This is a genomic window from Streptomyces sp. NPDC091280, assembly GCF_044768565.1.
GTDB lineage: Bacteria > Actinomycetota > Actinomycetes > Streptomycetales > Streptomycetaceae > Streptomyces.
Window position 1 is genome coordinate 148678 of sequence record NZ_JBIVUZ010000005.1, and the last position, 26797, is coordinate 175474.

Annotated in this window: 20 protein-coding genes and 1 tRNA gene; 12 read left to right on the plus strand and 9 right to left on the minus strand. The window is 72.3% G+C overall.

Features of this window, described 5'->3' with window-relative positions; translation table 11 throughout:
* From ACIQPR_RS16720 to ACIQPR_RS16760, 9 genes are all read left to right on the plus strand, one after another.
* Positions 1-1266: a 6-phospho-beta-glucosidase gene (locus ACIQPR_RS16720; RefSeq protein WP_403648271.1), complete on the plus strand. Its 1266-nt coding sequence runs from the start codon at positions 1-3 to the stop codon at positions 1264-1266.
* The gene (locus ACIQPR_RS16725) at positions 1257-2228 is read left to right on the plus strand and encodes an N-acetylglucosamine kinase (protein ID WP_403648274.1); all 972 of its coding nucleotides are present in this window, start codon (positions 1257-1259) and stop codon (positions 2226-2228) included. The genes ACIQPR_RS16720 and ACIQPR_RS16725 overlap by 10 nt, the downstream gene beginning before the upstream one ends.
* Positions 2229-2413: 185 nt before the next feature.
* Positions 2414-3859 (plus strand): hypothetical protein, encoded by a 1446-nt coding sequence (locus ACIQPR_RS16730; protein ID WP_403648277.1) that lies wholly within the window; start codon positions 2414-2416, stop codon positions 3857-3859.
* A 14-nt stretch (positions 3860-3873) separates the two neighbouring features.
* Positions 3874-4932, plus strand: a complete 1059-nt coding sequence (locus tag ACIQPR_RS16735) for a glutamate ABC transporter substrate-binding protein (RefSeq protein WP_403648280.1) — start codon at positions 3874-3876, stop codon at positions 4930-4932.
* 69 nt (positions 4933-5001) lie between these two features.
* Entirely contained in the window at positions 5002-6333 is a 1332-nt protein-coding gene (locus ACIQPR_RS16740) for a hypothetical protein (RefSeq protein ID WP_403648282.1), read from the plus strand.
* Positions 6334-6359: 26 nt separating this feature from the next.
* A complete protein-coding gene (locus tag ACIQPR_RS16745; RefSeq protein ID WP_403648285.1) occupies positions 6360-8936 on the plus strand; it encodes a tetratricopeptide repeat protein in 2577 nt (858 codons plus the stop codon).
* Positions 8937-10304, plus strand: a complete 1368-nt coding sequence (locus tag ACIQPR_RS16750) for a PP2C family serine/threonine-protein phosphatase (RefSeq protein ID WP_403648287.1) — start codon at positions 8937-8939, stop codon at positions 10302-10304.
* Between the two features lie 99 nt (positions 10305-10403).
* The gene (locus ACIQPR_RS16755; RefSeq protein WP_403648290.1) at positions 10404-11750 is read left to right on the plus strand and encodes a VWA domain-containing protein; all 1347 of its coding nucleotides are present in this window, start codon (positions 10404-10406) and stop codon (positions 11748-11750) included.
* Positions 11751-11811: 61 nt separating this feature from the next.
* Complete coding sequence (locus tag ACIQPR_RS16760; protein ID WP_403648294.1) at positions 11812-13632, plus strand: FHA domain-containing protein; 1821 nt, start codon at positions 11812-11814, stop codon at positions 13630-13632.
* A gap of 12 nt (positions 13633-13644) precedes the next feature.
* On the opposite strand, the gene ACIQPR_RS16765 is transcribed toward ACIQPR_RS16760, so the two are convergent.
* Positions 13645-14610, minus strand: coding sequence for a methyltransferase domain-containing protein (locus ACIQPR_RS16765; protein ID WP_403648297.1), 966 nt, complete (start codon positions 14608-14610; stop codon positions 13645-13647).
* 85 nt (positions 14611-14695) lie between these two features.
* Between ACIQPR_RS16765 and ACIQPR_RS16770 the strand changes: the two genes are divergently transcribed.
* Positions 14696-15100 carry a globin gene (locus ACIQPR_RS16770; RefSeq protein ID WP_403648300.1) on the plus strand — a complete coding sequence of 135 codons (405 nt, stop codon included), beginning with the start codon at positions 14696-14698 and terminating at the stop codon, positions 15098-15100.
* A 21-nt stretch (positions 15101-15121) separates the two neighbouring features.
* On the opposite strand, the gene ACIQPR_RS16775 is transcribed toward ACIQPR_RS16770, so the two are convergent.
* From ACIQPR_RS16775 to ACIQPR_RS16805, 7 genes are all read right to left on the minus strand, one after another.
* Positions 15122-15790: a hypothetical protein gene (locus ACIQPR_RS16775; protein ID WP_403648302.1), complete on the minus strand. Its 669-nt coding sequence runs from the start codon at positions 15788-15790 to the stop codon at positions 15122-15124.
* Positions 15787-16200 carry an acyl-CoA thioesterase gene (locus ACIQPR_RS16780; protein WP_403648304.1) on the minus strand — a complete coding sequence of 138 codons (414 nt, stop codon included), beginning with the start codon at positions 16198-16200 and terminating at the stop codon, positions 15787-15789. Before ACIQPR_RS16780 ends, ACIQPR_RS16775 begins: the two co-directional genes overlap by 4 nt.
* 6 nt (positions 16201-16206) lie before the next feature.
* Entirely contained in the window at positions 16207-17871 is a 1665-nt protein-coding gene (gene ettA / locus ACIQPR_RS16785) for an energy-dependent translational throttle protein EttA (RefSeq protein WP_403648307.1), read from the minus strand.
* Positions 17872-18013: 142 nt separating this feature from the next.
* Positions 18014-19435 carry a Cys-Gln thioester bond-forming surface protein gene (locus ACIQPR_RS16790; RefSeq protein ID WP_403648310.1) on the minus strand — a complete coding sequence of 474 codons (1422 nt, stop codon included), beginning with the start codon at positions 19433-19435 and terminating at the stop codon, positions 18014-18016.
* A gap of 288 nt (positions 19436-19723) precedes the next feature.
* Positions 19724-20206 (minus strand): single-stranded DNA-binding protein, encoded by a 483-nt coding sequence (locus ACIQPR_RS16795; RefSeq protein WP_403648312.1) that lies wholly within the window; start codon positions 20204-20206, stop codon positions 19724-19726.
* A 175-nt stretch (positions 20207-20381) separates the two neighbouring features.
* Positions 20382-22433 (minus strand): GTPase, encoded by a 2052-nt coding sequence (locus tag ACIQPR_RS16800; RefSeq protein ID WP_403648314.1) that lies wholly within the window; start codon positions 22431-22433, stop codon positions 20382-20384.
* Between the two features lie 3 nt (positions 22434-22436).
* Positions 22437-24044, minus strand: coding sequence for a dynamin family protein (locus ACIQPR_RS16805; protein WP_403648317.1), 1608 nt, complete (start codon positions 24042-24044; stop codon positions 22437-22439).
* Positions 24045-24367: 323 nt separating this feature from the next.
* On the opposite strand from ACIQPR_RS16805, the gene ACIQPR_RS16810 reads away from it, so the two are divergent.
* Both ACIQPR_RS16810 and ACIQPR_RS16815 read left to right on the plus strand, forming a co-directional pair.
* Positions 24368-24443: transfer RNA gene (locus ACIQPR_RS16810), tRNA-Arg, on the plus strand.
* A 205-nt stretch (positions 24444-24648) separates the two neighbouring features.
* Positions 24649-26181 (plus strand): APC family permease, encoded by a 1533-nt coding sequence (locus ACIQPR_RS16815; RefSeq protein ID WP_403648320.1) that lies wholly within the window; start codon positions 24649-24651, stop codon positions 26179-26181.
* 44 nt (positions 26182-26225) lie between these two features.
* On the opposite strand, the gene ACIQPR_RS16820 is transcribed toward ACIQPR_RS16815, so the two are convergent.
* Complete coding sequence (locus ACIQPR_RS16820) at positions 26226-26765, minus strand: DUF2087 domain-containing protein (RefSeq protein WP_403648323.1); 540 nt, start codon at positions 26763-26765, stop codon at positions 26226-26228.
* Positions 26766-26797 lie beyond the last annotated feature (32 nt).

The window sequence follows — 26797 nt, forward strand, 5'->3', positions numbered from 1 at the left end:
ATGAAACTCACCGTGGTCGGCGGAGGCTCGACCTACACACCCGAACTCATCGACGGTTTCGCCCGGTTGAGGGACACCCTGCCCGTCGAGGAACTGGTCCTCGTCGACCCGGCACCCGAACGCCTGGAACTGGTGGGCGGGTTGGCCCGCCGGATCTTCGCCAAGCAGGGGCACCCCGGCAAGATCGTGACGACCGACGACGTGGACGCCGGTGTCGAGGGCGCCGACGCGGTGCTGCTCCAGCTGCGCGTCGGCGGCCAGGCCGCCCGCGAGCAGGACGAGACCTGGCCGCTGGAGTGCGGCTGCGTCGGCCAGGAGACGACCGGCGCGGGCGGCCTCGCCAAGGCGCTGCGGACCGTACCGGTGGTCCTCGACATCGCCGAACGGGTCCGCCGCACCAACCCGGACGCGTGGATCATCGACTTCACCAACCCGGTGGGGATCGTGACCCGCGCCCTGCTCCAGGCCGGCCACAAGGCGGTCGGGCTGTGCAATGTGGCGATCGGCTTCCAGCGGAAGTTCGCCGGGCTCCTCGGGGTCACCCCGAACGACGTGCACCTCGACCACGTGGGCCTCAACCACCTCACCTGGGAGACCGGGGTGCGGCTCGGCGGCCCCGAGGGCGAGAACGTCCTGCCCAAGCTGCTCGGCGAGTTCGGCGACGACATCGCCGCCGACCTGAGCCTGCCCCGGGTACTGCTCGACCGGCTCGGCGTCGTCCCGTCGTACTACCTGCGCTACTTCTACGCGCACGACGAGGTCGTGCGGGAACTCCGCACGAAGCCGTCGCGGGCCTCCCAAGTGGCCGAGATGGAACGGGAGTTGTTGAAGATGTACGCCGATCCGGCGCTCGACGAGAAGCCGGCGCTGCTCGCCAAGCGCGGGGGCGCCTACTACTCGGAGGCGGCCGTGGACCTCGCCGCCGCGCTGCTCGGCGGGGGCGGGAGTCCCTACCAGGTGGTGAACACGTACAACCGGGGCACGCTGCCGTTCCTGCCGGACGACGCCGTCATCGAGGTGCAGGCGGCCGTCGGCGCCAAGGGCCCGACCCCGCTCGCGGTGGCCGAGGTCGACCCGCTGTACGCCGGGCTGACGGCCAACGTGACCGCGTACGAGGACCTCGCCCTGGAGGCCGCGCTGCGCGGCGGCCGGGACCGGGTGTTCCGGGCGCTGCTCTCGCATCCCCTGATCGGCCAGTACGAGTACGCCGAAGCCCTGACCGACCAGCTGATCGCGCACAACCGGGAGCACCTCGCGTGGGCCTGACCGCAAGTGTCCTCGCCGTCGACGCGGGCAACAGCAAGACCGACGTCGCGGTCGTGGCGGCCGACGGGGAGATCCTCGCCACGGCCCGCGGCGGCGGGTTCCGGCCCCCGGTCGTGGGCGTCGACACGGCCGTGGACACCGTCGCCGAGGCCGTCGCCCACGCCTTCGCGGAGGCGGGGGTGAGCGCGGTCGAGCATGTGTCGGCCTGTCTCGCCAACGCCGACTTCCCCGTGGAGGAGGAGCAGTTGGCCGCCGCCCTGCACGCGCGCGGGTGGGGCGTGAGCACGGAGGTGCGCAACGACACCTTCGCGGTGCTGCGGGCCGGGATACCCGAGCCGCGCGGAGTCGCCGTCGTGTGCGGGGCGGGCATCAACTGCGTCGGCATGCGCCCCGACGGCCGCACCGCCCGGTTCCCGGCGCTCGGCCGTATCTCCGGTGACTGGGGCGGCGGTTGGGGCCTGGCGGAGGAGGCCCTGTGGCACGCGGCCCGCGCGGAGGACGGCCGCGGCGGTCCCACGGCGCTGGCGCGCACGCTCCCGGCGTACTTCGGCCTGGACTCCATGTACGGCCTGATCGAGGCCCTGCATCTGGAACACGTCGCCCACCACCGCCGGCACGAGCTGACCCCGGTGCTGTTCGCGACGGCGGTGGACGGCGACCCGGTGGCCCGCTCGATCGTGGACCGGCTGGCGGAGGAGGTCGTGGCGATGGCCACGGTCGCGCTGACCCGCCTCGACCTGCTCGACGAGGAGGCCCCGGTGCTGCTCGGCGGGAGCATCCTCGCCGCCCGGCATCCGCAACTGGACGACCGTATAAGGGAGTTGCTGGCCGCCCGGGCACCCAAGGCGGTGGCGACGGTGGTCACCGCGCGGCCGGTCCTCGGTTCGGTGCTGCTGGGCCTGGACCACCTGGGAGTTCCGGCCGAGGCGCATGCGCGGGCGCGGGGGTACTACGAGCACTGACACCCGGGAACCGAACAGATTCCCACGGCGTATTCATGGACAAGGGGGCGGTGCGGGGCGTTGTGTGGTGCCGGAAATCCGGTCGTCACGCTGCGATCCGATCAAGATCCAGTGAAGGCCCGTGCGGAATGTCAGTCCTGGCGGCGATACTTGCGGCGACGGGATGACCCTGGGGGAGGTCAGCAGTGACACAACCGCCGAAGAGCAGTACGGCACCGCCGGGCTCCGGTGTGCCCACGATGCCGGTGCTGCCGCCGCAGCCGGGCCGTCCCGGGGCGCCCGCGCCCCGGCGTGCGCCGGAGACGGCTCCCGCGCGCCGTACGGCGCTGGCCGAGGGCGTCGACCGGCTGCGCGCCGCGGCCACCACCGAGCCGGGCCGGCTGCGGGCCATCGGCGCGCTGCTGGCCGTGCTGGTGGTGGCGTTCGGCGCGGTCACCGCCTGGCAGACCGACAGCCGCGCCTCGGCGGCCGACGACGTGCTGCACCACAGCCAGCCGCTCAGCTCGGACGCGGCCGACATCTACCGCTCGCTCGCGGACGCCAACACCATGGCGGCCAGCGGCTATCTGGCGGGCCTCCAGGAGACGCAGGCGACCCGCGACCAGTACGAGCTGGACATCAGGACGGCCGCCTCGAAGCTGGTCACGGCCGCCGCCAACACCGACCCGGGCTCGTCGTCGGCGGCCATCATCAGGGATCTCAACGAACGCCTGCCGGAGTACAAGGGCCTGGTCGAGTCGGCCCGCGCCAACAACCGGCAGGGCTTCCCGGTGGGCGGCGCCTATCTGCGCGCGGCCAACGACACCATGCAGAACCAGATGCTCCCCAAGGCCCAGGAGCTCTACCAGAACGAGAACGCGCGGCTGAGCGCCGACTACGGCGACGCGACGCCCTACCCGTGGTTCGCCATCGCCCTCGGGCTCGTCGCGCTCGGCGGGCTCGGCTGGGCCCAGCGGCGCAACTACCGGCGCACCAACCGGGTGTTGAACCACGGCCTGGTCGCCGCCTCCGCCACCACCGCGATCGTCCTGCTGTGGGTCGTCGTCGGCCACACCGTCGCCCGCTCGGGCCTGAACGCCTCCTACGACCACGGCGTCAAGTCGCTCAACGTGCTGCACGACGCCCGCATCGCCTCCCTGAAGGCCCGCAGCGACGAGAACCTGACGCTGGTCAGCCGCGGCGCCGAGACCCACCAACTCGCCGACGGCACGGTCATGGACGCCTACGACTGGGGCTACGACCAGGAGATCGCCGCGCTGGGCAAGGGCCTGAAGCTGGCCGACTCGCTCGCCGACGACTCCGCGGGGCGCAAGCCCGTCGCGGTCGCCAACAGCTCCATGACGGTGTGGATCGCCCGCCACAAGAAGGTCAGCGCGGACAACGACGCGGGCAAGTACCAGGAGGCCCGCGACGGTGTCATCGGCAAGGACGGTGCGACGGCCGAGTGCTTCCAGGCCGTGGACACCTCGCTGCAACAGGCGCTGGACCATGAGACCAAGGAGTTCCAGCGGTCCGCGGGCGACGGCCTGGACGCCATGAGCGGCCTCACCGTCGGTGCCGCGGTGCTCGCCGTGCTCGGCGCGGCCGGTGCCGTGCTGGGCATCGGGCGCAGGCTGTCGGAGTACCGGTGAAAGGGGGCGTGACCATGCGGGTGCGCGATGAGGTGCTTCGCCGCCTGAGCGCCGTACGGCGCCTGCGGATCAGCCTGCGGGGCTGGGGCGGGGTGGGCGCGATGGCGGTCGTCTGCGTGCTCGCGCTCGCGTTCGTCCTGCTGCTGCCGCTGACCCAGTCGCGCGGCGAGGCCGGCACGGACGCCGGCGGGCAGCGCGCGACCCAGGGCATCCAGGCCAAGGCCCCCAAGTGCGACGAGAGCACCGTCCAGAACCAGAGCCCGTCCCCCTCGGACGCCGGGGGCGCCACGATCGACGCCATCAAGGCGCGCGGTGTCCTGCGGGTGGGCGTCGACCAGAACAGCTACCGCTGGGGCTACCGCGACCCCAACAGCTCCAAGGGCGACCTGGCGGGCTTCGACATCGACCTGGTGACCGCCATCGCCAGGAACATCTTCGGCAGCTCCTACAACGACAACAGCATCCAGTTCCTGGCCATCCCGACCAACGAGCGCATCCCGGCGATCCAGAACAACCGCGTCGACATGGTCGTCCGCACCATGACGATCACCTGCTCCCGCGCCGAGCAGGTCGCCTTCTCCGCCCCGTACTTCGTCACCGGGCAGCAGGTCCTCGCCCCGAAGGTGTCGACGATCACGGGCTACAACAACACGCTGGCCGGGAAGCGGATCTGCTCGGCGGCGACCTCCACGGCCAACGACCATCTGAACGCCGACAAGGGCCACAAGATCCCGGCCGACGTCAGGATCATGACTCCGGTCCCCAACCAGCTGGACTGCCTGGTGAAGCTCCAACTCGGCGAGGCCGACGCGGTGGTGACCGACGGCGCGCTCGCCGCCAGCCAGGCCGCGCAGGACCCGACGGTGGAGCTGAAGGGCAGCCCCTTCACCACCGAGTACTACGGCGTGGCGATGAACCTGAAGGCCACCGATCTGGTGCGCCGGGTCAACCGGATACTGGAGACCTACCGCACCAGCCCCACCGGCTGGCGGGCGTCCTACACGAAGTGGCTGCTGCCCACGCTGCGCGCCGACTCGAAGTCCGCCAACCCGCCCGTACCGCAGTACAAGTGACGGATCGTCAACCACCGAACGGCACAGACACGGACCACCGACGGAACACAACGCAGCGAGAGGTGATCGATGGGCGTCACGGGACCCCCCGGGCCGGTAATGGACCGGGACGAGGTGGACCGTGCGCTGGCGCGGCTCGGCGCGGAGCACGAGGCCATCGAGACCTCGCTCCTCGCCCTCCAGGACCACGCGGGCCGCAGACTCCTCGAAGGCGCCGAGCTGACCGGCACCACCAAGGAGCGCTGGGCGTCCGCCGAGGCGTCGATCACCCTGCTGTGGGCGTACTTCGACGCGTACACGGACGCGTTCCACGCCGCGCAGAGCATCCGCTCCCGGCGCCGCTGGTCCAGCCGTGAGGACCTGGTCGAGCTGACCGAGCTGCTGCGCGGCGAGTCCGTGACGGTCGCCGGATCGACCGCGGCGACCGCCAACGCCCCGACGCTGACCGGCGGTTCGAGCAAGCTCAGCCACCAGTTCTCGCTGAACGCGCTGGTCGACGAGATGAACGAGCTGTACGCGACCTCCCTCGACATGGTCGTCACGTCCGACGCGGTGTGGTCCGCGCTGCCCGCCCGGATCGATTTACTGGCCGCGGAGTTGCAGCGCACCCGGCAGCTGGCCCACTCCGTCGGCGTCCGCCCGGGCGAGCACCCGGCGGGCGACGACCTGGAGCGCATCACCACCACGCTGACCGAGCTGCGCGCGCGGGTCATCTCCGACCCGCTCGCCTACTGGGTGCGGGCGCAGGGCAGTTCGGCCCCCGGCGGCGGCCGGCCCGACACCACGGTCTACGACCGGGAGGCGCGCGCCCTGGAGGAGGTGCGCCGGGAGATCGACGCGGTGCTGACCGTCCGGCAGGACGCGGAGGCGCGGCTGGTGAAGCTGCGGGACGTGCTCTCGCGCGCGGACCGCACGCTGGCCGAGGCGCGCACCGCGCGCGGTGAGGTCCTGGCGAAGATCGCGGCCACGGAGGTGCCGGTCGTCAGCGGACCGCCGACCGTGCTCCAGGAGCAGCTGTCGACGGCCGCCGAGTACCGCAGACACGCCCAGTGGCACCGGCTGTCGCCGCTGCTGGAGTCCCTGGAGCAGAAGGCGGAGGACGAACTGCTGCGCGCCCGCGAGTCGTTGACGGCGGTCACCCAGCCGCTGGCGGTCCGCGCGGAGCTGCGCGGCCGGCTCGACGCGTACAAGGCGAAGGTGGCCCGGCACGGCCTCGCGGAGGACCCGTTCCTGATCGAGCGGTACGACGCGGCGCGCCGCATGCTGTGGAGCGCGCCCTGCGACCTGCGCGTCGCCGAACAGGCGGTGCTGCGCTACCAGCACGCCGCCGCCGAGCAGTTGAACGCTCCGCGGACCCAGCCGCAGGGCGGTCCCGAGGACCTGAGGGGGCCGGGCGCGTGAGTGACGAGGAAGAAGCGGGGTCGGTCATGAGTGAGGCACAGCGAAAGTGTCAGCGGCCCGGCTGCGAGGGGTCGTACGAGGACATGGGCGGCGGCGAGCTGTACTGCGACACCTGCGGGCTGGCGCCGGTGGTGTCCGCCGACGGGGGGCTGGGGTCACCGCCCACCGGGATGACCGGCGGCCGGGGCTCGCGCGGTTCGGGCAGCGGTTCCCGTGGCAGCGGCCGGAGTTCGCGTACGTCGTCGCAGTCGTCGAAGTCGCGGCGCTCGGTGTCGGGCCGGCTCTCGCGCTCGGTGTCGGGGCGGTCCTCGGGGCGCTCGGTGTCGGTGCGCAGCTCCGGTTCGTCCTCGGCGTCCTCGACGCGCGGGCGGCTCGGGGTGGGCCTGGTGCAGGTGCCGGACGTGCCGCGGCCCGACCCGCGCGCGATGGTGCTGGAGAACCCGGAGGTGCCCGAGCGCAAGCGGTTCTGCTCGCGCTCGGACTGCGGTGCGCCGGTGGGGCGGGCGCGCGGCGACAGCCCGGGGCGCACGGAGGGGTTCTGCACCAAGTGCGGCAACCCGTACTCGTTCACGCCCAAGCTGAACGCCAACGACGTGGTGCACGGCCAGTACGAGGTCGTGGGCTGTCTCGCGCACGGCGGGCTGGGCTGGGTGTATCTCGCCGTGGACCGCGCGGTCTCGGACCGCTGGGTGGTGCTCAAGGGCCTCCTGGACACCGGCGACGAGGACGCGATGGCCGCCGCGATCTCCGAGCGGCGCTTCCTCGCCGAGATCGAGCACTCGAACATCGTGCGGATCTACAACTTCGTGGAGCACCTGGACCAGCGGACGGGTTCGCTGGACGGGTACATCGTCATGGAGTACGTCGGCGGCAAGTCCCTGAAGGAGATCGCCAACGACCGCCGCACGGCGACCGGGAAGCGCGATCCGCTGCCGGTGGAGCAGGCCTGCGCCTACGGCATCGAGGCCCTGGAGGCGCTCGGCCATCTGCACAGCCGCAACCTGCTGTACTGCGACTTCAAGGTCGACAACGCGATCCAGACCGAGGACCAGCTCAAGCTGATCGACATGGGCGCGGTGCGCAGAATGGACGACGAGGAGTCGGCCATCTACGGCACGGTGGGGTACCAGGCGCCGGAGGTCGCGGAGGTCGGTCCGTCGGTGGCCTCCGACATCTACACCGTGGGCCGCACGCTCGCCGTCCTCACCTTCGACTTCCAGGGCTACACGAACGTCTTCGTGGACTCGCTGCCCGACCCGGACAACATCGAGGTCTTCCGCCGCTACGAGTCGTTCTACCGGCTCCTGGTGCGGGCCACCGACCCCGATCCGGCCCGCCGGTTCGCCTCCGCGCAGGAGATGGCCGAGCAGCTGACGGGGGTGCTGCGGGAGGTCGTCTCGCTCCAGACCGGCCGCGCCCGCCCCTCGCTGTCCACCCTGTTCGGTCCCGAACTCAAGGTCACCGACACGGAGTTGTTCCCCCGCCTGGACGGGGACGTGTCGCGGCTGGGCGCGCGGGCGGCCCGGCCCCGGAAGGCGGCCACCCGTGCCGACGCGGCGCTGCCCGTCGCCGTACCGCACCCGGTCGGCACCGCGGTCGCCGAGCGGCCGGCCGCCACCGCCGTCGTCGCCGCCGTCAACGGATCGGGCGGCGCGGGCCCGGACATCGTCAAGGCGGTCGACTCGCCCGCCGTGGCCCTCGCCCTGCCCGTGCCGCACGTCGACCCGACCGACCCCAACGCGGGCTTCCTGGCCGGGCTGATGACGACCGCGGCGACCGAACTGCTCGGCGCCCTCGCGTCCGCGCCCTCGCCGTCCGTGGAGACCCGGCTGCGGCAGATCAGGGCCTGGCTGGAGAACGGCGACTCGTACACCGCGCTGGAGGCCCTGACCAGGCTGGAGGACGAGCGGCCCGACGACTGGCGGGTGGTCTGGTACCGGGGCGTGGCGGCGCTCGCGACCCGTGACTACGAGGCCGCCGCGCTGTCCTTCGACGCGATCTACGACGCCTTCCCGGGCGAGCCCGCGCCGAAGCTGGCGCTCGGGCTGTGCGCCGAGGTGCTGGGGCAGCTGGACAACGCGGCCGAGTACTACCGGCTGGTGTGGTCGACCGACCCGAGCTATGTGAGCGCGGCCTTCGGCCTGGCCCGCGTCCAGCTCGCGACCGGCGACCGCCCCGGTTCCGTACGGACGCTGGAGTCGGTGTCGGAGGCCTCGATCCACTACACGGCGGCGCGGGTGGCCGCCGTACGGGCGCGGCTGCGGCAGCGGACCGCGGCGGCGGGCGACACGCCGTTCCTGGACGATCTGACCGCGTCCGCCGGGCAGGTGGAGGCGCTGGAGGGATACGGTCTGGACGCGGTGCGGCGCGAGCAGTTGTCGGCCGAGGTGCTCGGCTGCGCGCTCGACTGGATACTCTCCGGAGGCCAGGGTTCCGTGCCGCCGACGCGGCGGGAGCTGCTCGGCAACGAGCTGGACGAGCGGGGACTCCGCTTCGGCCTGGAGCGTTCGTACCGCACGCTGGCCCGGCTGGCGCGGGGCGGCGAGGAGAGGATCGACCTGGTGGAACGTGCCAACCGTTACCGCCCCCGGACGTGGGTGTAGTTGATGTCCCAGATGCCCCAGCTGTCCGCGTGCCCGAGCTGCGAGGAGCCCCTCGAATCGGGTGACCGCTTCTGCGGCGCGTGCGGATACGACCTGTCGGCCGTGCCCGCGCCGCCGGACGACCACCCGACGCTCACCATGAACGGCGCGGGCCCCCTCCCGCCCGAGGAGGCCGCGGACGTGAACTGGCCCGTGGTGCCCCAGCCGGAGGGCTCCGAGAGCCGCCCGACGGTCCATCTGGCCACCGATCTGCCCGGCACCGACTCGGGCGGCACCCCGTTGCCGTCCGGCTTCCCGCCGCCGCCCGCCGGTGCGCCGCTCTCCCCGCCCACCGGTTCGCCGCTCTCCCCGGCCACCGGTGTGCGGTTCGACCGGCCGCCGGAGCCCGACGAGTACCCGTTGCAGGCGCCGGACCCGCGCGTCGCCGCCGAACCGGCGACCCCGGCCGAGGGCACCAAGGTGTGCGTGGCCTGCCGCTCGGGCCGGGTCGACCCCGACGGCTACTGCGAGAACTGCGGGCACGCCCAGCCCCGCGAACGCGACCACATGGAACAGGAGTCGGGCCCGCTCGCGGCGGTCAGCGACCGCGGGCTGCGCCATCACCGCAACGAGGACGCCTTCGCCGTAGGACAGTGCGCGCTGCCGGACGGGGCGCCCGCGCTGGTCGCCGTCGTGTGCGACGGGGTGTCCTCGGCGACCCGGCCCGACGCGGCCTCACTGGCCGCGTCCCGGACGGCCGGCGAGTCCCTGCTGGCCGCGCTGCCCCAGGGCGCGCACCCGCAGCAGGCGATGCACGAGGCGATCATCGCGGCCTCGCACGCGGTCAACGCCCTGGCCCAGGAGCCCGCGACGGCCCGCGAGCACGCCCCGCACCAGAACGCCCCGGCCTGCACCCTGGTCGCCTCCGTCGTCACCCCGGCGCTCCTGGTCGTCGGCTGGGTCGGCGACAGCCGCGCCTACTGGGTCCCGGCGGACCGCAGTTCACCGCCGGCCCGGCTCACCGAGGACGACTCGTGGGCCGCGCAGATGGTCGCCGCGGGCCTGATGAGCGAGGCGGAGGCCTACGCCGACGAGCGCGCCCACGCGATCACCGGCTGGCTCGGCGCGGACGCCTACGAACTGGAGCCGCACACGGCTTCTTTCAAACCGGACCGGCCGGGTGTAGTGGTGGTGTGCACGGACGGCCTGTGGAACTACGCGGAGTCGGCCGAGGAGATGGCCGAGGTCGTACCCCCCGACGCCATGGTCCGTCCGCTGCACAGCGCCCAGGTCCTGGTCGGTCACGCGCTGGACGGCGGGGGCCACGACAACGTAACAGTGGCCGTCGTGCCGTTCCCGGCCCCGCCGCAAGGGGCAGTAATCGGCTGAGGCCGCGTGCAACGGGGACGGTCTCGGACCGGAGGGGACCGGTCCGCTCACAGTCATCGCCCCATCCAGGTGGGGTACTTGAGGGGGATCAGAGTAGGCATGGCCAATTTCTCGAAGTCGAACGTGCCGCAGTTCTCGGTGGACGTGTACCAGAACGAGTACCTGCCCGAGGGCGGCCGTGAGGTCAACGCGATCGTCACCGTGACCTCGACCGGCGGCGGCACCGTGGGCAGCGCGGTCGCGGCGCCCCATCTGTACTCGCCGGGGCAGGGCCCGGACGCGGCCGTGGCGATCATGGTCGACTGCTCGGGGTCGATGGACTACCCGCCGACCAAGATGCGCAACGCCCGGGACGCCACCGCCGCCGCGATCGACACCCTGCGCGACGGGGTGCACTTCGCGGTGATCGGCGGCACCCATGTCGCCAAGGAGGTCTATCCGGGCGGCGGGGCGCTCGCGGTCGCCGACTCGCGCACCCGCGACCAGGCCAAGCAGGCGCTGCGCAAGCTGAGCGCGGGCGGCGGCACCGCGATCGGCACCTGGCTGCGGCTCGCCGACCGGCTGCTGTCCTCGGCGGACGTCTCCATACGGCACGGCATCCTGCTCACCGACGGCCGCAACGAGCACGAGGCGCCCGAGGACCTGAAGGCCGCCCTCGACTCCTGCGCCGGACGCTTCACCTGTGACGCCCGCGGTGTCGGCACCGACTGGGAAGTGAAAGAAGTCACAGGGATCGCCTCCGCGCTGCTCGGCACGGCGGACATCGTCGCCGATCCGGCGCACCTCGCCGCCGACTTCACGCAGATGATGGAGACGGCGATGGGCAAGGAGGTCGCGGACGTCGCGCTGCGGCTGTGGACGCCGGTGGGCACGGCCATCAAGTTCGTCAAGCAAGTCGCGCCCCGCGTCGAGGAGTTGACCGACCGTCGCACCGAGGCGGGCCCGCGCGCCGGGGACTACCCCACCGGGTCCTGGGGCGACGAGTCCCGTGACTACCACGTCTGCGTCCAGGTCCCCGAGGCCGGCATCGGCCAGGAGATGCTCGCCGCCCGGGTCTCGCTGGTCGTCCCGCAGGCCGACGGAAGTACTCAAAACCTGGGCGCCCAGGGGCTGGTGAAGGCCGTGTGGACCGACGACATGGTGGCCTCCACGTCCATCAACCCGCAGGTCGCGCACTACACCGGCCAGGCCGAACTGGCACAGGCCATCCAACAAGGCCTGGATCTTCGCAAAGCGGGCGATATGGATGGAGCAACGGCCAAACTGGGACGGGCCGTTCAGCTCGCCAGCGTCTCCGGAAACGCGGATACTGCGAAACTGCTTGCGAAGGTGGTGGACGTGGTCGATGCCGCGGCGGGTACTGTGCGACTGAAGGCGAAGGTCGCGGAGGCCGACGAGATGACTCTCGAAACACGGTCCACAAAGACTGTTCGTGTAAAGAAGTGACCTAGCCAGCACGACTCCGTGAGACCGAGAACGACCCTGTGCGAAAGGGGGACGCGCCGACATGCCGACCTGCCCGAACGGACACCAGTCGGGTTCCGACGACTGGTGCGAGGTCTGCGGTCACCGCATGGCCGGTGCCGTACCCCCGCCCCCTCCGCCGCCCCCCGGCGGCGGCTACGGCTTCCCGCCGCCCGCGCGCGCGAACTCCGAGGCCGAACTCTGCCCGCAGTGCCGTACGCCCCGCGAGGGCGGTGCGCCGTTCTGCGAGGAGTGCCGGTGGAACTTCCTCACCAACACGGCCACCTCGTACACCCCGGCGGCCCCGCGCCCGTCGAACCCCGGCCCGAGCCCGGCGGCCCGCTTCCAGCAGCCGCCGCCCGGTCCGACGTACGGCGGTGACTCCTACGAGTACCAGGGCTCCCGCCCGTCCCAGATGAACCGCCCGGCCGAGCCGATACCCCCGTTCGGCAACGAGCCGACGAACCGGTCCGGAGGACCGGGGGGCCGCGGTCCGGGAGGTCCCGGAGGTGCCGGTGGACCCGGCGCGGCCGGTGGTCCCGGCGGTGCGCAGGGCTTCGGCGGGGAACGCCAGGGCGGCGGTCCCGGCCGGCCCGGTGGTCCCGGCGGCCAGGGTGCGCAGGGTTTCGGCGGCGAGCGGCAAGGCGGGCCCGGCGGCCCCGGCGGTGCGCAGGGCTTCGGCGGCGAGCGGCAGGGCGGCCCCGGTGGCGCGTCGGCCTTCGGCGGCGAGCGGCAGGGCGGTCCGGGCGGCTCCTCCGGCTTCGGCGGGGAACGTCAGGGCGGCGGTCCCGGTGGCGCGTCCGGCTTCGGCGGCAACGATCCGTCCGGCCCGCCGCGGCCGTTCGGCAACAACCCCTCCGGCCCGCCCCCACCCCCGCCCTTCGGCAACGACGCGTCCGCGCGGCGGCCGTTCGGCGGTGAGCAACCCCAGGGCCCCGGCGGCCAGTTCGGCGGCGAGCGACCCGGCCAGGGCGACTTCGGCGGTGGCCGCCCCGGCGGCTTCGGCGGCGAACGGCAGGGCGGTGGTCCCGGCGGCCCCGGCGGCGCGCAGGGCTTCGGCGGCGACCCCTCCGGCCCGCCCCGGCCGTTCGGCAACGAGTCCCCGAACCCGCAGGGTCCCCCCAACTTCGGCCAGGACCCCTCACGGCCGGTCCCGCCGCCGCCCGGACCCACGCCCCCGGCGGGCCCGGGTCAGACCAGCGGCGGCCCGCAGGCCTTCCAGCAGTCCGCCCCGCCGGCCCCGCCCGGCTTCCCGCAGGAGACGAGCCGTCCGCAGCAGGGCGGCCCGTCCTTCGGCGGCGGTGACGACGACTGGGTGATCTCCCCGCCGACCCCCGGCTCCCCGGGTGGTCCCGGCGGCCCCGGCGGTCTCGGCCAGGGCGGTGGCGGCTACGGCTACCCGCAGCCCGGCTCCACCCAGGCCCCGCCCCCGCCGCGCCAGGCCTACCAGCAGCAGCCGACGACCTGGCTGGCGACGATCGGCCCGGACCGCGAGTACTTCATGGCGATGATGCAGCGCTCGGGCCCGGAGGCCGCGGGTCTCAACCTGCCCGCGTACTCGCCCGAGCAGCAGCGCCGGCTCACCGGCAACCAGATCACCATCGGCCGCCGCCGGCACTCCACCGGCGAGTCCCCCGACATCGACCTGTCGGTGCCGCCGGAGGACCCGGGCGTCTCGCACCAGCACGCGGTCCTGGTCCAGCAGCCGGACGGCAGCTGGGCGGTCGTCGACCAGAACTCGACCAACGGCACGACGGTCAACGGCGGCGAGGAGCCGATCCAGCCCTTCGTGCCGGTGCCGCTCCAGGACGGCGACCGGGTGCACGTCGGCGCGTGGACGACGATCACGGTCCGCAGGGGCTGAGCCCGGCAACGGTCAGCGGAGGGGCCAGCTGTACGGCCCCTCCGGATCGTCCAGCCAGGCCCGCACCCGGCCGTCCGCGACCGTGACGCCGTAGCGCTCGCGTCCGGGGCGCAGTTCGCGCTCCCACAGGTCGTGGGCCTCCCGCGGGTCGAGGGTGCCGTGGGTGAGGGTGAGCAGGAAGCGGAGCGGTTCGTGGTCGCCGGACCGGTGCGGGATCCCGTCCGCCGGGTCGGGCCCGCTGCCGCGCAGGGGCACGAAGTAGGCGGCCGTGTCGAGGAAGGTGCCCTCGGCGTGCCGGGCGTCCCGCACGGTGAGCGCGAGCAGTCCGGTGGCCAGCGGGACCAGGATCCGGGCGCCGGGGCTGCACCGGGCCAGCCAGGCGGGCGGCACCGACGGCAGGGCGCAGGTCGCGATGATCCGGTCGTAGGGGGCGTGCTCGGGGACTCCGCGGGCACCGTCCCCGAGGACGACTCTCGGGCGGTATCCGGCGGCGGCGAGATGGGCGCGCGCGGACTCGGTGATCTCCGGCTCCAGGTCCACGGTGGTCACCAGGCCGTCGCCGAGCCGGTGGGCGAGCAGCGCCGCGTTGTAGCCGGTGCCCGCGCCGATCTCCAGCACCCGGCTGCCGTCCGTCACCGCCAGCTCCACGAGCATCCTGGCCATCAGCGAGGGCTGGCTGCTGGACGACACCAGTTCCCCGTCGCACAGCCGGGTGGCCAGCGGGACGTCGGCGTACACCCCGCGCAGCCAGCGTTCCCGGACGCGCGGGTCGGCGCTGCCGCGCCACAGCCGCTCGTAGCCGCCCTGGACGCCGACGTAGTAGTACGGCACGAAGAGATGGCGCGGCACCGCCTCGAACGCCGCCCGCCACCCCGGGTCCGCGTCCCACACCCCGCTCAGCCCGATCCGCCGCACCAGCCCGGCCCGCGCGGGACCGGCCACGGCGTCCAGTTCCCTGCCGAGAGCGTGCGCGGCCATACGTCCACTGTCCCGCGACGGCGGTGGAGAGGCGAGCGGTCCTAAGTCCGAAGTCCTCCGTCACCGTGTCTGAGACCATGGGGAGGTGAAAGAGATTCGGCGGGGCACACTTCAGGATCAGACCTTCTACGAGCAGGTCGGCGGGGAGGAGACCTTCCGTCGGCTCGTTCACCGGTTCTACGAGGGCGTCGCCGAGGACCCGCTGCTGAAGCCCATGTATCCGGAGGAGGACCTGGGCCCGGCCGAGGAGCGCCTGACGCTCTTCCTGATCCAGTACTGGGGCGGTCCCACGACCTACAGCGACAACCGCGGGCATCCCCGGCTGCGGATGCGGCACGCCCCGTTCCAGGTCGACCGGGCCGCGCACGACGCCTGGCTCCGGCACATGCGGGTCGCCGTCGACGAGCTCGGCCTCTCCGAGGAACACGAGCACACGCTGTGGAACTACCTGACGTACGCCGCCGCCTCGATGGTCAACACGGAAGGCTGAGCGGGGAGTCGGACGGCGCGCTCAGCGCACACTGACGCCGAGTGCGCCGACTCCCGCCCGTCGTACGGCGATCGAGCCGTACGGCGTGCGCAGCCGCAGCCACGCGCCGGACGAGAAGAGGCCCGACTCCCCGCCGGGGCGCAGGAATCCGAGCGACTGGGCGGCGTGCACGGCACGCACCGGCAACGGGGTCTCCCCGACCGTCCGGGACCAGATCTCCCGCCCTATCCGGTCGAGTTCGCCTCGGGTACGCCCCTCGGGCGCCAACTCCTGTGTGCGGGACCGGAATTCGGCGACTCCGGCGGCGATCATCCCGCGCAGCGCCTGTGGTTCCGGCAGCCCGGACTCGGGGGCCCAGCCGCCGCGCGGCGGCAGCACCCCGGCCCACGGCGGGCCGGTCACCGCGGCCGGCACCCGGGCCGTGGCCGCCGACTCGTCGAGGGATTCGAGGAGTTCACCGGCGGAGACGGTCACGTCGAGCGTGACGTCGAGGCCGTTCTCGTACGGCTTGGCGAGGCGCACCGCGCGGATGGCGAGCACCTCGAAGGACGGCGGACGCCCGAAGACGGCGAGGGCCGTGCCGGCCGCCTGGAGGCGGACCGCGGCGGCGCGGTCGTAGTGGAGCAACCGGGAGAGGAAGGCCGCGAAGTCCGCCGCCTCCCCTTCGTCGGCGAGGTGGAGGACCGTCATGCGGCGACGGCCTCCTCCTCGGCGTCGTCCCGGTATTCCTCCAGGAACTCCCGCTCCTCCGCGGTGATCCGGCGCGGTCGCTGTGCCTCGAAGTCGAACGGCACGATGACCGTGGAGGCCCGGACGTAGACCTGGTCGCCGTCCTTCACCTCGTAGGTGAGGGTGAAGGACGCCGCCCTGATCTCGGTGACCCACAGCTCGATGTCCACCGGCGCGTGCCGGTGGACGAGCTGGCGTTTGTAGTCGATCTCGTGGCGCGCCACGACCGAGCCCTGCTGGAAGTCCTTGTCCGGGCGGAACAGGAAGTCGATACGGGCTTCCTCCAGGTAGCGGAGGAAGACCACGTTGTTGACGTGGCCGTACGCGTCCATGTCCGCCCAGCGCAGCGGGCAGCGGTAGATGTGGCGCAAGACCGATCAGCCCCGGGTCAGCTTCTTGTAGGTGGCGCGGTGCGGACGCGCGGCGTCCGGGCCGAGCCGCTCGACCTTGTTCTTCTCGTAGGACTCGAAGTTGCCCTCGAACCAGAACCACTTGGACTCGCCCTCGTAGGCGAGGATGTGGGTGGCGACCCGGTCCAGGAACCAGCGGTCGTGGGAGACGACCACGGCCGCGCCCGGGAACTCAAGGAGCGCGTTCTCCAGCGAGCCCAGGGTCTCGACGTCGAGGTCGTTGGTGGGCTCGTCGAGGAGCAGCAGGTTGCCGCCCTGCTTGAGGGTGAGCGCGAGGTTGAGGCGGTTGCGCTCACCGCCGGACAGGACGCCGGCCGGCTTCTGCTGGTCGGGGCCCTTGAAGCCGAACGCGGAGACGTAGGCGCGGGAGGGCATCTCGACCTGGCCGACGTTGATGTAGTCCAGTTCGTCCGAGACGACGGCCCACAGCGACTTCTTGGGGTCGATGTTCTCGCGGCTCTGGTCGACGTAGGAGATCTTGACGGTCTCGCCGACCTTGATGGAACCGGAGTCCGGGGTCTCCAGGCCCTGGATCATCTTGAAGAGGGTCGTCTTGCCGGCGCCGTTCGGGCCGATGACGCCGACGATGCCGTTGCGCGGGAGGGTGAAGGAGAGGTCGTCGATGAGGACCTTGTCGCCGAAGGCCTTGGAGAGGTTGCTGACCTCGACGACGATGGAGCCCAGGCGCGGGCCCGGCGGGATCTGGATCTCCTCGAAGTCCAGCTTCCGCATCTTGTCCGCCTCGGCGGCCATCTCCTCGTAGCGGGACAGGCGCGCCTTGGACTTGGCCTGCCGGCCCTTGGCGTTGGAGCGCACCCACTCCAGCTCTTCCTTCAGACGCTTCGCGCGCTTGGCGTCCTTCTGGCCCTCGACCTTGAGGCGGGAGGCCTTCTTGTCGAGGTAGGTGGAGTAGTTGCCCTCGTAGGGGTGGGCGCGGCCGCGGTCGAGTTCGAGGATCCACTCGGCGACGTTGTCCAGGAAGTACCGGTCGTGGGTGACGGCGACGACGGTGCCGGGGTACTTCGCGAGGTGCTGCTCCAGCCACTGGACGGACTCGGCGTCCAGGTGGTTGGTGGGCTCGTCGAGGAGCAGCAGGTCGGGGGCTTCGAGGAGCAGCTTGCAGAGCGCGACGCGGCGGCGCTCACCGCCGGAGAGGTTGGTGACGGGCCAGTCGCCGGGCGGGCAGCCCAGGGCGTCCATGGCCTGCTCCAGCTGGGTGTCCAGGTCCCACGCGTTGGCGTGGTCGAGGTCCTCCTGGAGCTTGCCCATCTCGTCGAGCAGGGCGTCGGAGTAGTCGGTCGCCATCAGCTCGGCGACCTCGTTGAAGCGCTTGAGCTTGCCCATGATCTCGGCGGCGCCGTCCTGCACGTTTTCCAGGACCGTCTTCGACTCGTCGAGCGGGGGCTCCTGGAGGAGCATGCCGACGCTGTAGCCCGGTGACAGGAAGGCGTCGCCGTTGGAGGGCTGCTCAAGGCCCGCCATGATCTTGAGAACGGTGGACTTACCGGCACCGTTAGGTCCGACCACACCGATCTTCGCGCCGGGCAGGAAGCTCAGCGTCACATCGTCAAGGATGACCTTGTCGCCGTGCGCCTTGCGCGTCTTGCGCATGGTGTAGATGTACTCAGCCAAGAGAAACCGTCCGGCAGCTTGAAATCTGGAGTGGGCAGATGTAGTCCATACTGCCTGACCCCTGGCCCTCGGGGGAAACGCGTATGGGCGAGGGGGCTGTGAACTGGGGGTTGGCCATCGGCGGCGGCGCCCGGTGCCCGGTTCAGCCCTGCTGTCCGGGCTTGCGGTCGCGCAGCAGGACCAGGGCCGTGGCGCCGATGCCGACCAGGCCGAGGGCGACGACCGTGAGCATCGGGGTGATGGGCGAGCCGCCCGTCTCGGCGAGGTTGGTGTCGGTGGTGGCGCCGCCCACCGTGGCGGGGCTGGGCTCGCTGAGGGTCTGGGTCACGGTGCCGCCCGCGTCGCTCTGCGTCCGGCAGTCGAGGACTCCGGCGAACCGCTTCTCGTAGCCGTGCGGCGCCGTGATGGTGAAGTCGTACGCCTGGTCCTCCTGGAGCGGGATCGTCACCGTCTGGCGCGCCCCGGCGTCGATGCCGTGCTCGACCCCCATGAGGGCGAAGGTGAACGTCTCGTCGCCCTGGTTGGCCACCGTGATGTCCAGGCCGCCTGCGACGCAGTTCTTGCGCGCCGACAGTGCCGGTACGGCTCCCGTCTTCGCCCAGTCCGCGTCGGCGGCGGCGGAGACCGTCGACTCGCTGGAGCCGGCGAGGATCTGGGTCTGGCTGCGGTTCTCGGAGGTGAAGGCGCGGCCGACGGGCACGGTGGTGGAGGCCTGCACGGTCAGCCCGGCCGATCCGTCCGCCGCGTCCTCGGGGATGTCGAAGAAGACCTGGCTGCCGTCCGCCGCGGACGTGACGGCCTTGCCGTCCTTGTCGACGATCCGCACCCCGGTCGTGGCGGCGTCGGCGGGGGGTGTCACGGTCACGCCACTGGCGTTGGTGTGCACGGTCACCGGGCCGAGCCGTTCGCCGGGGTGGCCGGAGACGGCGGGCGGGTCGAGGGTCAGCGAGGCGGGCGGCTCGGCGACGGCACGCGCGCTCTTCTCCAGGTAGTCCGCGAGCTTCTCGGCCTGCGGGTCGACCGCGTCGACGTCGGCGCCGTCCGAGTAGCGCCAGATGGCCACCTGGGTGCCGGCCGCCGCGTCGCTCTCGGTCAGGCCCTTGGTGCCGGCCTTCGCGGAGAGCGCGGCGAGGTCGTTCACCTGCGGGTAGGAGTTCTGCAGGATCCAACGGATCCTGCCTGCGTTCTTGTTGGTGCCCAGCGAGGTGCCGCTCCACGGGGTCTCGTGGTACTTGGCGTCGCGCTGGGTGGGGTTGCGGAGGTCGACGCAGTACGTCTGGAGGGTGCCGCCGCCGTCCACGGACATCTCGAACAGGCCCGCGGAGACCTGCACATCGCTGCCGCCCGCGTCGTGGATCACGGCGTCGCCGTATGTCTTGAGCCCGCCTATCGTCGCCGTCGCCCCGCCCTGGTTCTGCGGTGTCTCGTCGTCGGCGGCGGCCGGGCCTGCACCGGCCAGCACACCCGCGGCGAGGAGTCCGCACGCCCACGTCGCGGCGACGAAACGCACGGCGCCCCGGCCACGGAGTGACAGCGCGGAGAAGACAGACAACGCAGAAGACACGGAATTCCCCTTCGAGCAGGACCCATGGGCGTGGGGGGCGTGGCGTGGTCCCACCAGCAGAATCTGTAGCGCCGAGAGCTGTGCCCGAGCTATGTCCGGCATCCTAAGGACGCGGGCGCACCCCGTTCTCCAGTCGAGTGATCGGATAACCGTTCCGAATCGGAATCGTTATCGCCAAGATCACCAACTGCCATGGCTTATCGACAAATCCACCGAGTCATTCGGAACGCATTCGCCGATAAGCCGTGGACAAGCCGTAGTTAGATCAGCTCGGGGCATTCACTGACATCACGTCACCGCGGCGGGCTCGGCCTGGCGTTGGCGGTCCTGTCGCCCGGCGGCGTCGGCGGAGTCCGCGGCCGGGGTCTCCCAGTCGGGCTCGGGCCGGGGCGGCGAGGCCGCCGTCTCCGGCCGACCGGCCCGCCGGAAGGCCGAGGTGCCGCGCGCCAGGTCGTGGCCGATCGCCACCGCGTCGAGGTCCGTCCAGGACCGGTTCGGCTGCCCCTCGCGCGCCTCCTCGCGCACCTTCAACCGGCCCTGGACGACGACCGGGTCACCGACCGTCAGCGACGCCGCCACGTTCGTGGCCAGCTGCCGATTGGCCCACACCGTGAAGAAGTTGGTGTGGCCGTCCGTCCACGCGCTCTTCTCGCGGTCCCAGTACCGCGAGGTCACCGCCAGCCGGAACCGCGCCGACGGTCCCGTCGCCAGCTCCCGGTACACCGGCGGTGTCGCCACGTTGCCCACCGCGCAGATCATGGTCTCGTTCATCGCGCGTCCCTCCCTCACCCGGTCGCACGGACCGGGCGGAAACGCGTACGGGCCCGTCCCGTACGACTGCGATCAGACTGCCGTCGTCGGGCCGGGCCCGCTGGGCGCTGTGCACGGGCGCCCACCTGTGGAAAACCTCGTCACCCGGACGAGGGAACGACGTTCGGACCGAGGTTCACCCCGCCCCGACGCCCGCCCCGGTGACCCGCGCGTACTGCTCCCGCACCTCCCGGTAGCGCAGCAGTTCGGCGGCCAGCGGATCGAGGACCCGCGCCCGGCCGCAGCCCGCCGCGGCCTCCCGCAACCGCCGCTCGGCGTCGAGGCCGTAGCGCCGGGCGGGTCCGCGGGCGGCCATCCGGCAGCTCCACTCGACGAGCGGGCCGCCGATGATGCCGGCCACCATCAGCAGCACCGGCACCCCCAGGTTCGGCGCCATGAACCCGATGATCTGGCCCAACAGCCAGAGCCCGCCCACGACTTGGAGGATCGTCATGGAGGCCTGCGCCAGTACGGCCGCCGGCCACCACCCCGGCCGCGGCGGGCGCCCCACGGGCAGCGCGGCCCGCGCGGCCAGCTCGTCCAGCGCCTCGGGCAGCCCCTGCGCCCCGCGTACGGCCGCCTCCCGCACCGCCTGCGCCCAGGGCGCCGGCAGTCCGCCGGAGGCCCGGTCGGCGACCGTGCGGACCGCCTGTTCGACGCGCTGGCGCGCCGTGGCCTCCTCGTCCGCCTGGGCGCGCACCGGCAGCCGCCCGGTGGTGGGTTCGCGCCGGTCGTTGTACCAGCGCCACAGCCGCAGCCAGGGCGTGCCGCAGGCCCGGTTGGCGTTGCGCAGCCAGGCGCGCTCGGCCGCCTCGCCCGCCGCGGTGGCCCCGACCGAGTCCGCGAGCCGCGCGGTGAACTCGTCCCGCGCCTCCTCGCTGAGCCCGGTGCGTCGCCCGGTCGCGTACACGGGCCGCAGCCGCCACGCGGCGGCGTCGACATCGGCTGAGATTCGCCGTGCGGCGGCTCCCCGGTCCGAAACGAACTGGCCCAGAACCTCCCGGAGTTCGGGGATGCCGTCGCCGGTGAGCGCGGACAGGGAGAGCACCGTCGCGCCGGGTTCCCCGTACTCGCCCAGGGCGATCCCGTCCTCGTCGAGCAGCCGCCGCAGATCGTCGAGGACCTGGTCGGCCGCCTCCCCGGGGAGGCGGTCGATCTGGTTGAGGACGACGAACATGACCTCCGCGTGGCCCGCCATCGGCCGCAGGTAGCGCTCGTGGAGGATCGCGTCGGCGTACTTCTCCGGGTCGACGACCCAGATGACCGCGTCCACCAGGGCCAGCACCCGGTCGACCTGCTCGCGGTGCGCGACGGCCGCCGAGTCGTGGTCGGGCAGGTCCACCAGGACGAGCCCGCGCAGCTGGGCCTCCATCTCGGCGCTCTGGAGGGGCCGTCTGCGCAGCCGTCCGGGGATGCCGAGCCGGTCGATGAGGGTGGCCGCGCCGTCGCTCCAGCTGCACGCGATGGGCGCGGCGGTGGTGGGCCGTCGTACGCCGGTCTCCGAGATGGCCACTCCGGCGAGCGCGTTGAAGAGCTGCGACTTGCCGCTGCCGGTGGCACCCGCGATGGCGACCACGGTGTGCTGCCCGGAGAGCCTGCGCCGTGCGGCGGCCTCGTCGAGGACCCGCCCCGCCTCCGCGAGGGTCCCGCTGTCGAGCCGGGTCCTGGAGAGGCCCACCAGTTCGCGCAACGCGTCGAGACGGGACCGTAGCGGCCCGTCGTACGCCAGGGGGGCCGGGACGTGGGCGGTGTGGTGCGCGGTGTGCGAGGCCTGCGTCCTGGAGGCCCTGATCTCCACGGCGGCGGCCTGCTGCGCGGCGGTGGCCTCGCTGACCCGCCGCGCGATGAGCCCGTCGTCCCAGGCGCCGGCGGGCTCGTCGGGGTCCGCCGACTCCCCGGACGCCTTGGATTCCGTACGGCCGGGGGTACCGGCAGCGGCAGCCGCCACGCGCGCGTGGCCGTCGTCGGCGCCGTCCGGGCCGACGACGTCCTGCGCGTCCCCTACGGGGTGTTCGTTTCCCGAGTGATCGTTCACGGGGCGTTCGTTACCCAGGCGTTCGTTTGCGGAGGTCCCTTCCAGTACGGAGGTTCCTTCCGGAGTGCCCTCCACGGGAGTGGGATCGGCGGGCCGGGCGTGGTCGGCGTGGTCCCGCTCGTCCGTGTGGTCCTGGTCAGTGACGGCAGTCACCGGTCACCTCTCCTTCTGCAGTACGGACAACGCGGCGATGAGTTCGGCCTGGGGTTCGGGGTGCACGTCGAGGGCGTCGAGCGGGGCGAGCCTGCGTTCGCGCTCGGTGTGCACGACCCGGTCCAGGTGGTCGTTGAGCAGCCGTCCGGCCCGGTCGCGCAGCCGCAGCGCCCCGTGGGCACCGATCCGCTCGGCGAGCCCCTCGCCCGCGGAGCGCGCCCTGCGACCGCCCAGCAGCGCGGTGGCGACGAGGGCGGCGACCACCTCGGGGTCGGGCGCGACACTCCGGTCGAGGTCGGCGACCTCCTCCTCGGCGTACTCCTCCAGCTCGCGCCGCCAGCGCCGTACGGCCATCCCGATGCGGTGCTCGGCGCTCTCCAGGGAGGGGTCACGGTCGGTCAGGCCGGGTGCGCCCGCGGCCGGTTCGCGGCGCCAGGCGTCGTCGACGCGTTCGTCGGCGGCGGTGACGGCGCACAGGAGGAGCGCGGCGAGGCTTTCGGCGAGGGCGTCGAGCAGTTCACCGGCCGAACAGTCGAGCGGGAAGGCACGCCAGCGCTTCAACGCGTCCCCGGCGAGCACGGTCCCGCTCTGCAAGCGGCCCCGCACGCGCGCGTGCTCGCTGTCGTAGGCCCCGTCGACGGCGGCCGTGAGCCGCAGGGCGGCGGCGTACTGGGCGGCGGCGGCACCGGCCAGCTCGGGCATCCGCGACTTGAGCGAGTCGAGGACGCCGTAGGCGGTGCGCGCCATGGAGCGGTGCCGGGCCGCGGGGTCCTGGGCCTGCTGCACGAGCCAGCTCCGCAGGGTCGCCACGGCGCTGGCCGGGAGCAGTCCACCGCCCCAGGCGGACTCGGGGAGTTCGGGCACCGTGAAGCGGGGTACGTCGCCGAGTCCGGCCTTGGTGAGGAGGGCGCCGTACTGGCGCGACACCTCGGACACCACCTGGTGGGGCACCCGGTCGAGGACGGTCACCAGGGTCGCGTTGTGCTCCTTGGCGGTGCGCAGCAGATGCCAGGGCACGGCGTCGGCGTAGCGGGCGGCCGTGGTGACCATCACCCAGATGTCGGCCGCGCAGATCAGTTCGGCGGCCAGTACCCGGTTGTCGGCGACCAGGGAGTCGATGTCGGGCGCGTCCAGGAGGGCGATTCCGCGCGGGAGGCTGTCGGCGGTCTCGACCCGCAGGACGCGCGTACCGTCCTCCCCGGGGAGGAGCATGTTGTCCCCCGGGTCCTGATGGGGCACCCACACGCGGGTGAGGTCGGGCAGCACGCGCATCCCGCTGAACCAGTGATGGTCCTCCGGGTGGCAGACCAGCACCGGTGTGCGGGTCGTCGGCCGCAGTACGCCGGCCTCGCTGACCCGGCGCCCGACAAGGGAGTTGACGAGCGTCGACTTGCCCGCGCCGGTGGAGCCGCCGACCACGGCCAGCAGGGGCGCTTCGGGCTCTTTCAGGCGGGGCACCAGATAGTCGTCGAGCTGGGCGAGCAGTTCGTCGCGGTTGGCACGCGCGCGTGGAGCCCCGGCCAGGGGCAGCGGGAAGCGTGCGGCGGCGACACGGTCGCGCAGGGCGGAGAGTGCGTCGAGCAGCTGAGGCCGTACGTCCAAGGTCACCACATGTGAAGAATGCCCAATTTTGGGGGAATTCTGAAGCATATGAGCATGCCTGCGCGCCGACAGAACACAACGGACGGAAGGGATGACTGGGGCAAGGGCACAGTCCAGGCATAACGAGTGCACAACACCCGTGGCGCCGGGCACCAAAAGCGATGCACGATTCGTACCTGCCTGCGATTATCAGGACCGCTTCACCGAACCTCCACATCGAGCCACGGAGGGGAAGCAACAGGGACAAGGACCCGGGAGCCCTATCCTTGTCCCCGGCAACGTCACGGACCGGCCCACACCCGGGCACACCACGACCGAGGCCACCACACCCGGCCCCCGTAGCTCAGTGGATAGAGCAGGTGCCTTCTAAGCACTTGGCCGCAGGTTCGAGTCCTGCCGGGGGCGCCATTGAGCCTCATGCCTTTCCGTGGTTTTCCGAGGGTTCCGACGCACTCCGTTCCGGACCGGGACCCGGGCCGCGTGTTTCCCGTCTGTTTCCGTTACGTCCGGATGGATACGTAATGGTCAAGACTTGCCCCCGAACGCTTGTGGGGTTCCTCCGAGGCGCCGATTATTGGCCGAATCCCGCCCCTCGTCCCCGCAGGAGCCTCCGGTGGCCGCAGGTCAGACAGCCTTCGAGCCGGCCGGTACGCCGGCCGCAGCACAGACGGAGCGGCAGAAGCTGCGCAAGCACTTCGGCCGGTTCGACATCCTCTTCTTCCTTCTCTGCACCATCGTCGGCGTCGACACGATCGGCACGGTCGCCTCCTCCGGCGCCGAGGCGTTCACCTGGCTCATCGTGCTGGCCGTGGTCTTCTTCGTCCCGTCCGCGCTGCTGATCGCCGAGCTCGGCGCCGCGTTCCCCGACGAGGGCGGCCCCTACATCTGGACCAGCCGCGCCTTCGGCCGCCTCGCGGGCGCCGTCAACAACTTCCTGTACTGGATCACCAACCCGGTCTGGCTCGGCGGCACCCTCGCCGTGTCCGCCGTCACCGCCTTCACGACCTTCTTCAACGACGGCAAGGACCTGAGCACCCCGGCCTTCTACGCCTTCGCCCTCGTCTTCATCTGGGTGGGCGTCCTCGCCGCGATCCTCTCCTTCGACATCGGCAAGTGGATCCCCACCATCGGCGCCTGGAGCCGCTTCGTCCTGCTCGGCTTCTTCACGCTCACGGTCGTCATCTACGGCATCAAGCACGGCCTGCACGGCTTCGGCCCCGGCGACTTCTCACCGACGTACGCGGGCTTCGTCGGTCTGGTGCCCGTCCTGATGTTCAACTACGTCGGCTTCGAACTGCCCAACACGGCCGGCGACGAGATGACCGACGCGCAGAAGGACGTACCGTTCGCGATCTTCCGCAGCGCCGCCCTGTCCGTCCTCCTCTACGCGCTGCCCATCCTCGGCATCCTGCTCGTCCTCCCGGTCAAGGCCATCACCGGCCTCGGCGGCTTCCTCGACGCGATCCGGCAGGTCTTCACCGTCTACGGCGGTGACGTGGCCGCCGACGGCACCGTCACCAGCAGCGGCGCCGGCACGGTGCTCGGGGACATCGCGGCGGTCCTGTTCATCCTCACCGTGCTGTCCTCGGGCGTCACCTGGGTCATGGGCTCCGACCGCGCCCTCGCCGTCTCCGGCTACGACGGCGCCGCGCCCCGCTTCCTCGGCGTGATCTCCAGCCGGTTCGGCACACCGGTCCGGGTCAACATCCTCAGCGGACTGGTCTCCACCCTCGTCCTGGTCCTCGCCCACCAGCTCACCAACGGCAGCGCGGCCAAGCTCTTCGGCGCGGTCCTCGGCCTCGCCATCTCCACCACGCTCATCAGCTACGTCGGCATCTTCCCGGCCCTCGCGGTACTGCGCCGCAAGGCCCCGGACGTCCCCCGCCCCTACAGGGCGCCCTTCCCGCGCACGATCAGCGTGGTCCTGACCGTGCTCATCGTGTTCGCGAGCGTGCAGCTGATCGCCCCGGGAGCCGGTGACCACTGGTTCGGCGCCGCCTACCTCCCGGACGGCTGGACCCACGCCGAACGCTGGAAGTACCTCCTCACCGAGGCCGTGCCGCTCGCCGCGTTCGTGCTCCTCGGCGTCCTCTTCTGGGCCCTGGGCAAGCCGACCCGTACGGCCAACTCGCAAGCCAGGAAGTAGCGTTCCTCGCGGTCCTCAAGCCCGGGCTCCTCGGCGCCCGGGCTTCACGCCGCGACGCGCCGGTAGATGCCGTCGCCCCGCCGCAGGTGGCACAGGTCCACCAGGTAGCGGCGGAGCGTCACATGGTCGACCTCGCCCTCGTCGCACCAGGCGCGCAGCTTCTCGTTGACGATCCGCTCGGGGTACTCGACGCCCGGGGTGAAGGTCTGCTCGGCGATGTGCTGGAGCACCACCTGCTTGCGGGTCCACTGGGCGGGCAGCCGGATCAGCCGGCCGCCCCGGACGAAGGTCCGCAGGATCATGTCGGTGTGCTCGTCGCCGGTGGCCGGGCCCGGGTCCGCGGGCTCCTCGCCCTCGCGCGCGAGGTTCCTGAACAGGTCGTAGTCGACGCGGAGTCCGCCGTCGTCCATGGTCTTCACCACGCCCTGCTCGCGCAGCTTGAGCAGGGCCAGGGCGGTGCCCTTCGGGGTGAGGCCGGCCGCCTCGGCGACCTGCTCGGAGGTCTCCGCGCCCAGGGCCACCGCCGCGAAGGCGCGCACGCGGTTCTGCTCGGCGAACAGACGGAACATTGGGTCGGTTGCCATGCCGGGAGGCTAGTGGACACGGCCCGCCGGGG

Coding starts and splice junctions, on each gene's coding strand:
- ACIQPR_RS16720 (WP_403648271.1), top strand. CDS start 1: ATGAAACTCACCGTGGTCGGCGGAGGCTCGACCTACACACCCGAACTC.
- ACIQPR_RS16735 (WP_403648280.1), top strand. CDS start 3,874: ATGCGGGTGCGCGATGAGGTGCTTCGCCGCCTGAGCGCCGTACGGCGC.
- ACIQPR_RS16740 (WP_403648282.1), top strand. CDS start 5,002: ATGGGCGTCACGGGACCCCCCGGGCCGGTAATGGACCGGGACGAGGTG.
- ACIQPR_RS16745 (WP_403648285.1), top strand. CDS start 6,360: ATGAGTGAGGCACAGCGAAAGTGTCAGCGGCCCGGCTGCGAGGGGTCG.
- ACIQPR_RS16755 (WP_403648290.1), top strand. CDS start 10,404: ATGGCCAATTTCTCGAAGTCGAACGTGCCGCAGTTCTCGGTGGACGTG.
- ACIQPR_RS16760 (WP_403648294.1), top strand. CDS start 11,812: ATGCCGACCTGCCCGAACGGACACCAGTCGGGTTCCGACGACTGGTGC.
- ACIQPR_RS16765 (WP_403648297.1), bottom strand. CDS start 14,610: ATGGCCGCGCACGCTCTCGGCAGGGAACTGGACGCCGTGGCCGGTCCC.
- ACIQPR_RS16775 (WP_403648302.1), bottom strand. CDS start 15,790: ATGACGGTCCTCCACCTCGCCGACGAAGGGGAGGCGGCGGACTTCGCG.
- ACIQPR_RS16795 (WP_403648312.1), bottom strand. CDS start 20,206: ATGAACGAGACCATGATCTGCGCGGTGGGCAACGTGGCGACACCGCCG.
- ACIQPR_RS16820 (WP_403648323.1), bottom strand. CDS start 26,765: ATGGCAACCGACCCAATGTTCCGTCTGTTCGCCGAGCAGAACCGCGTG.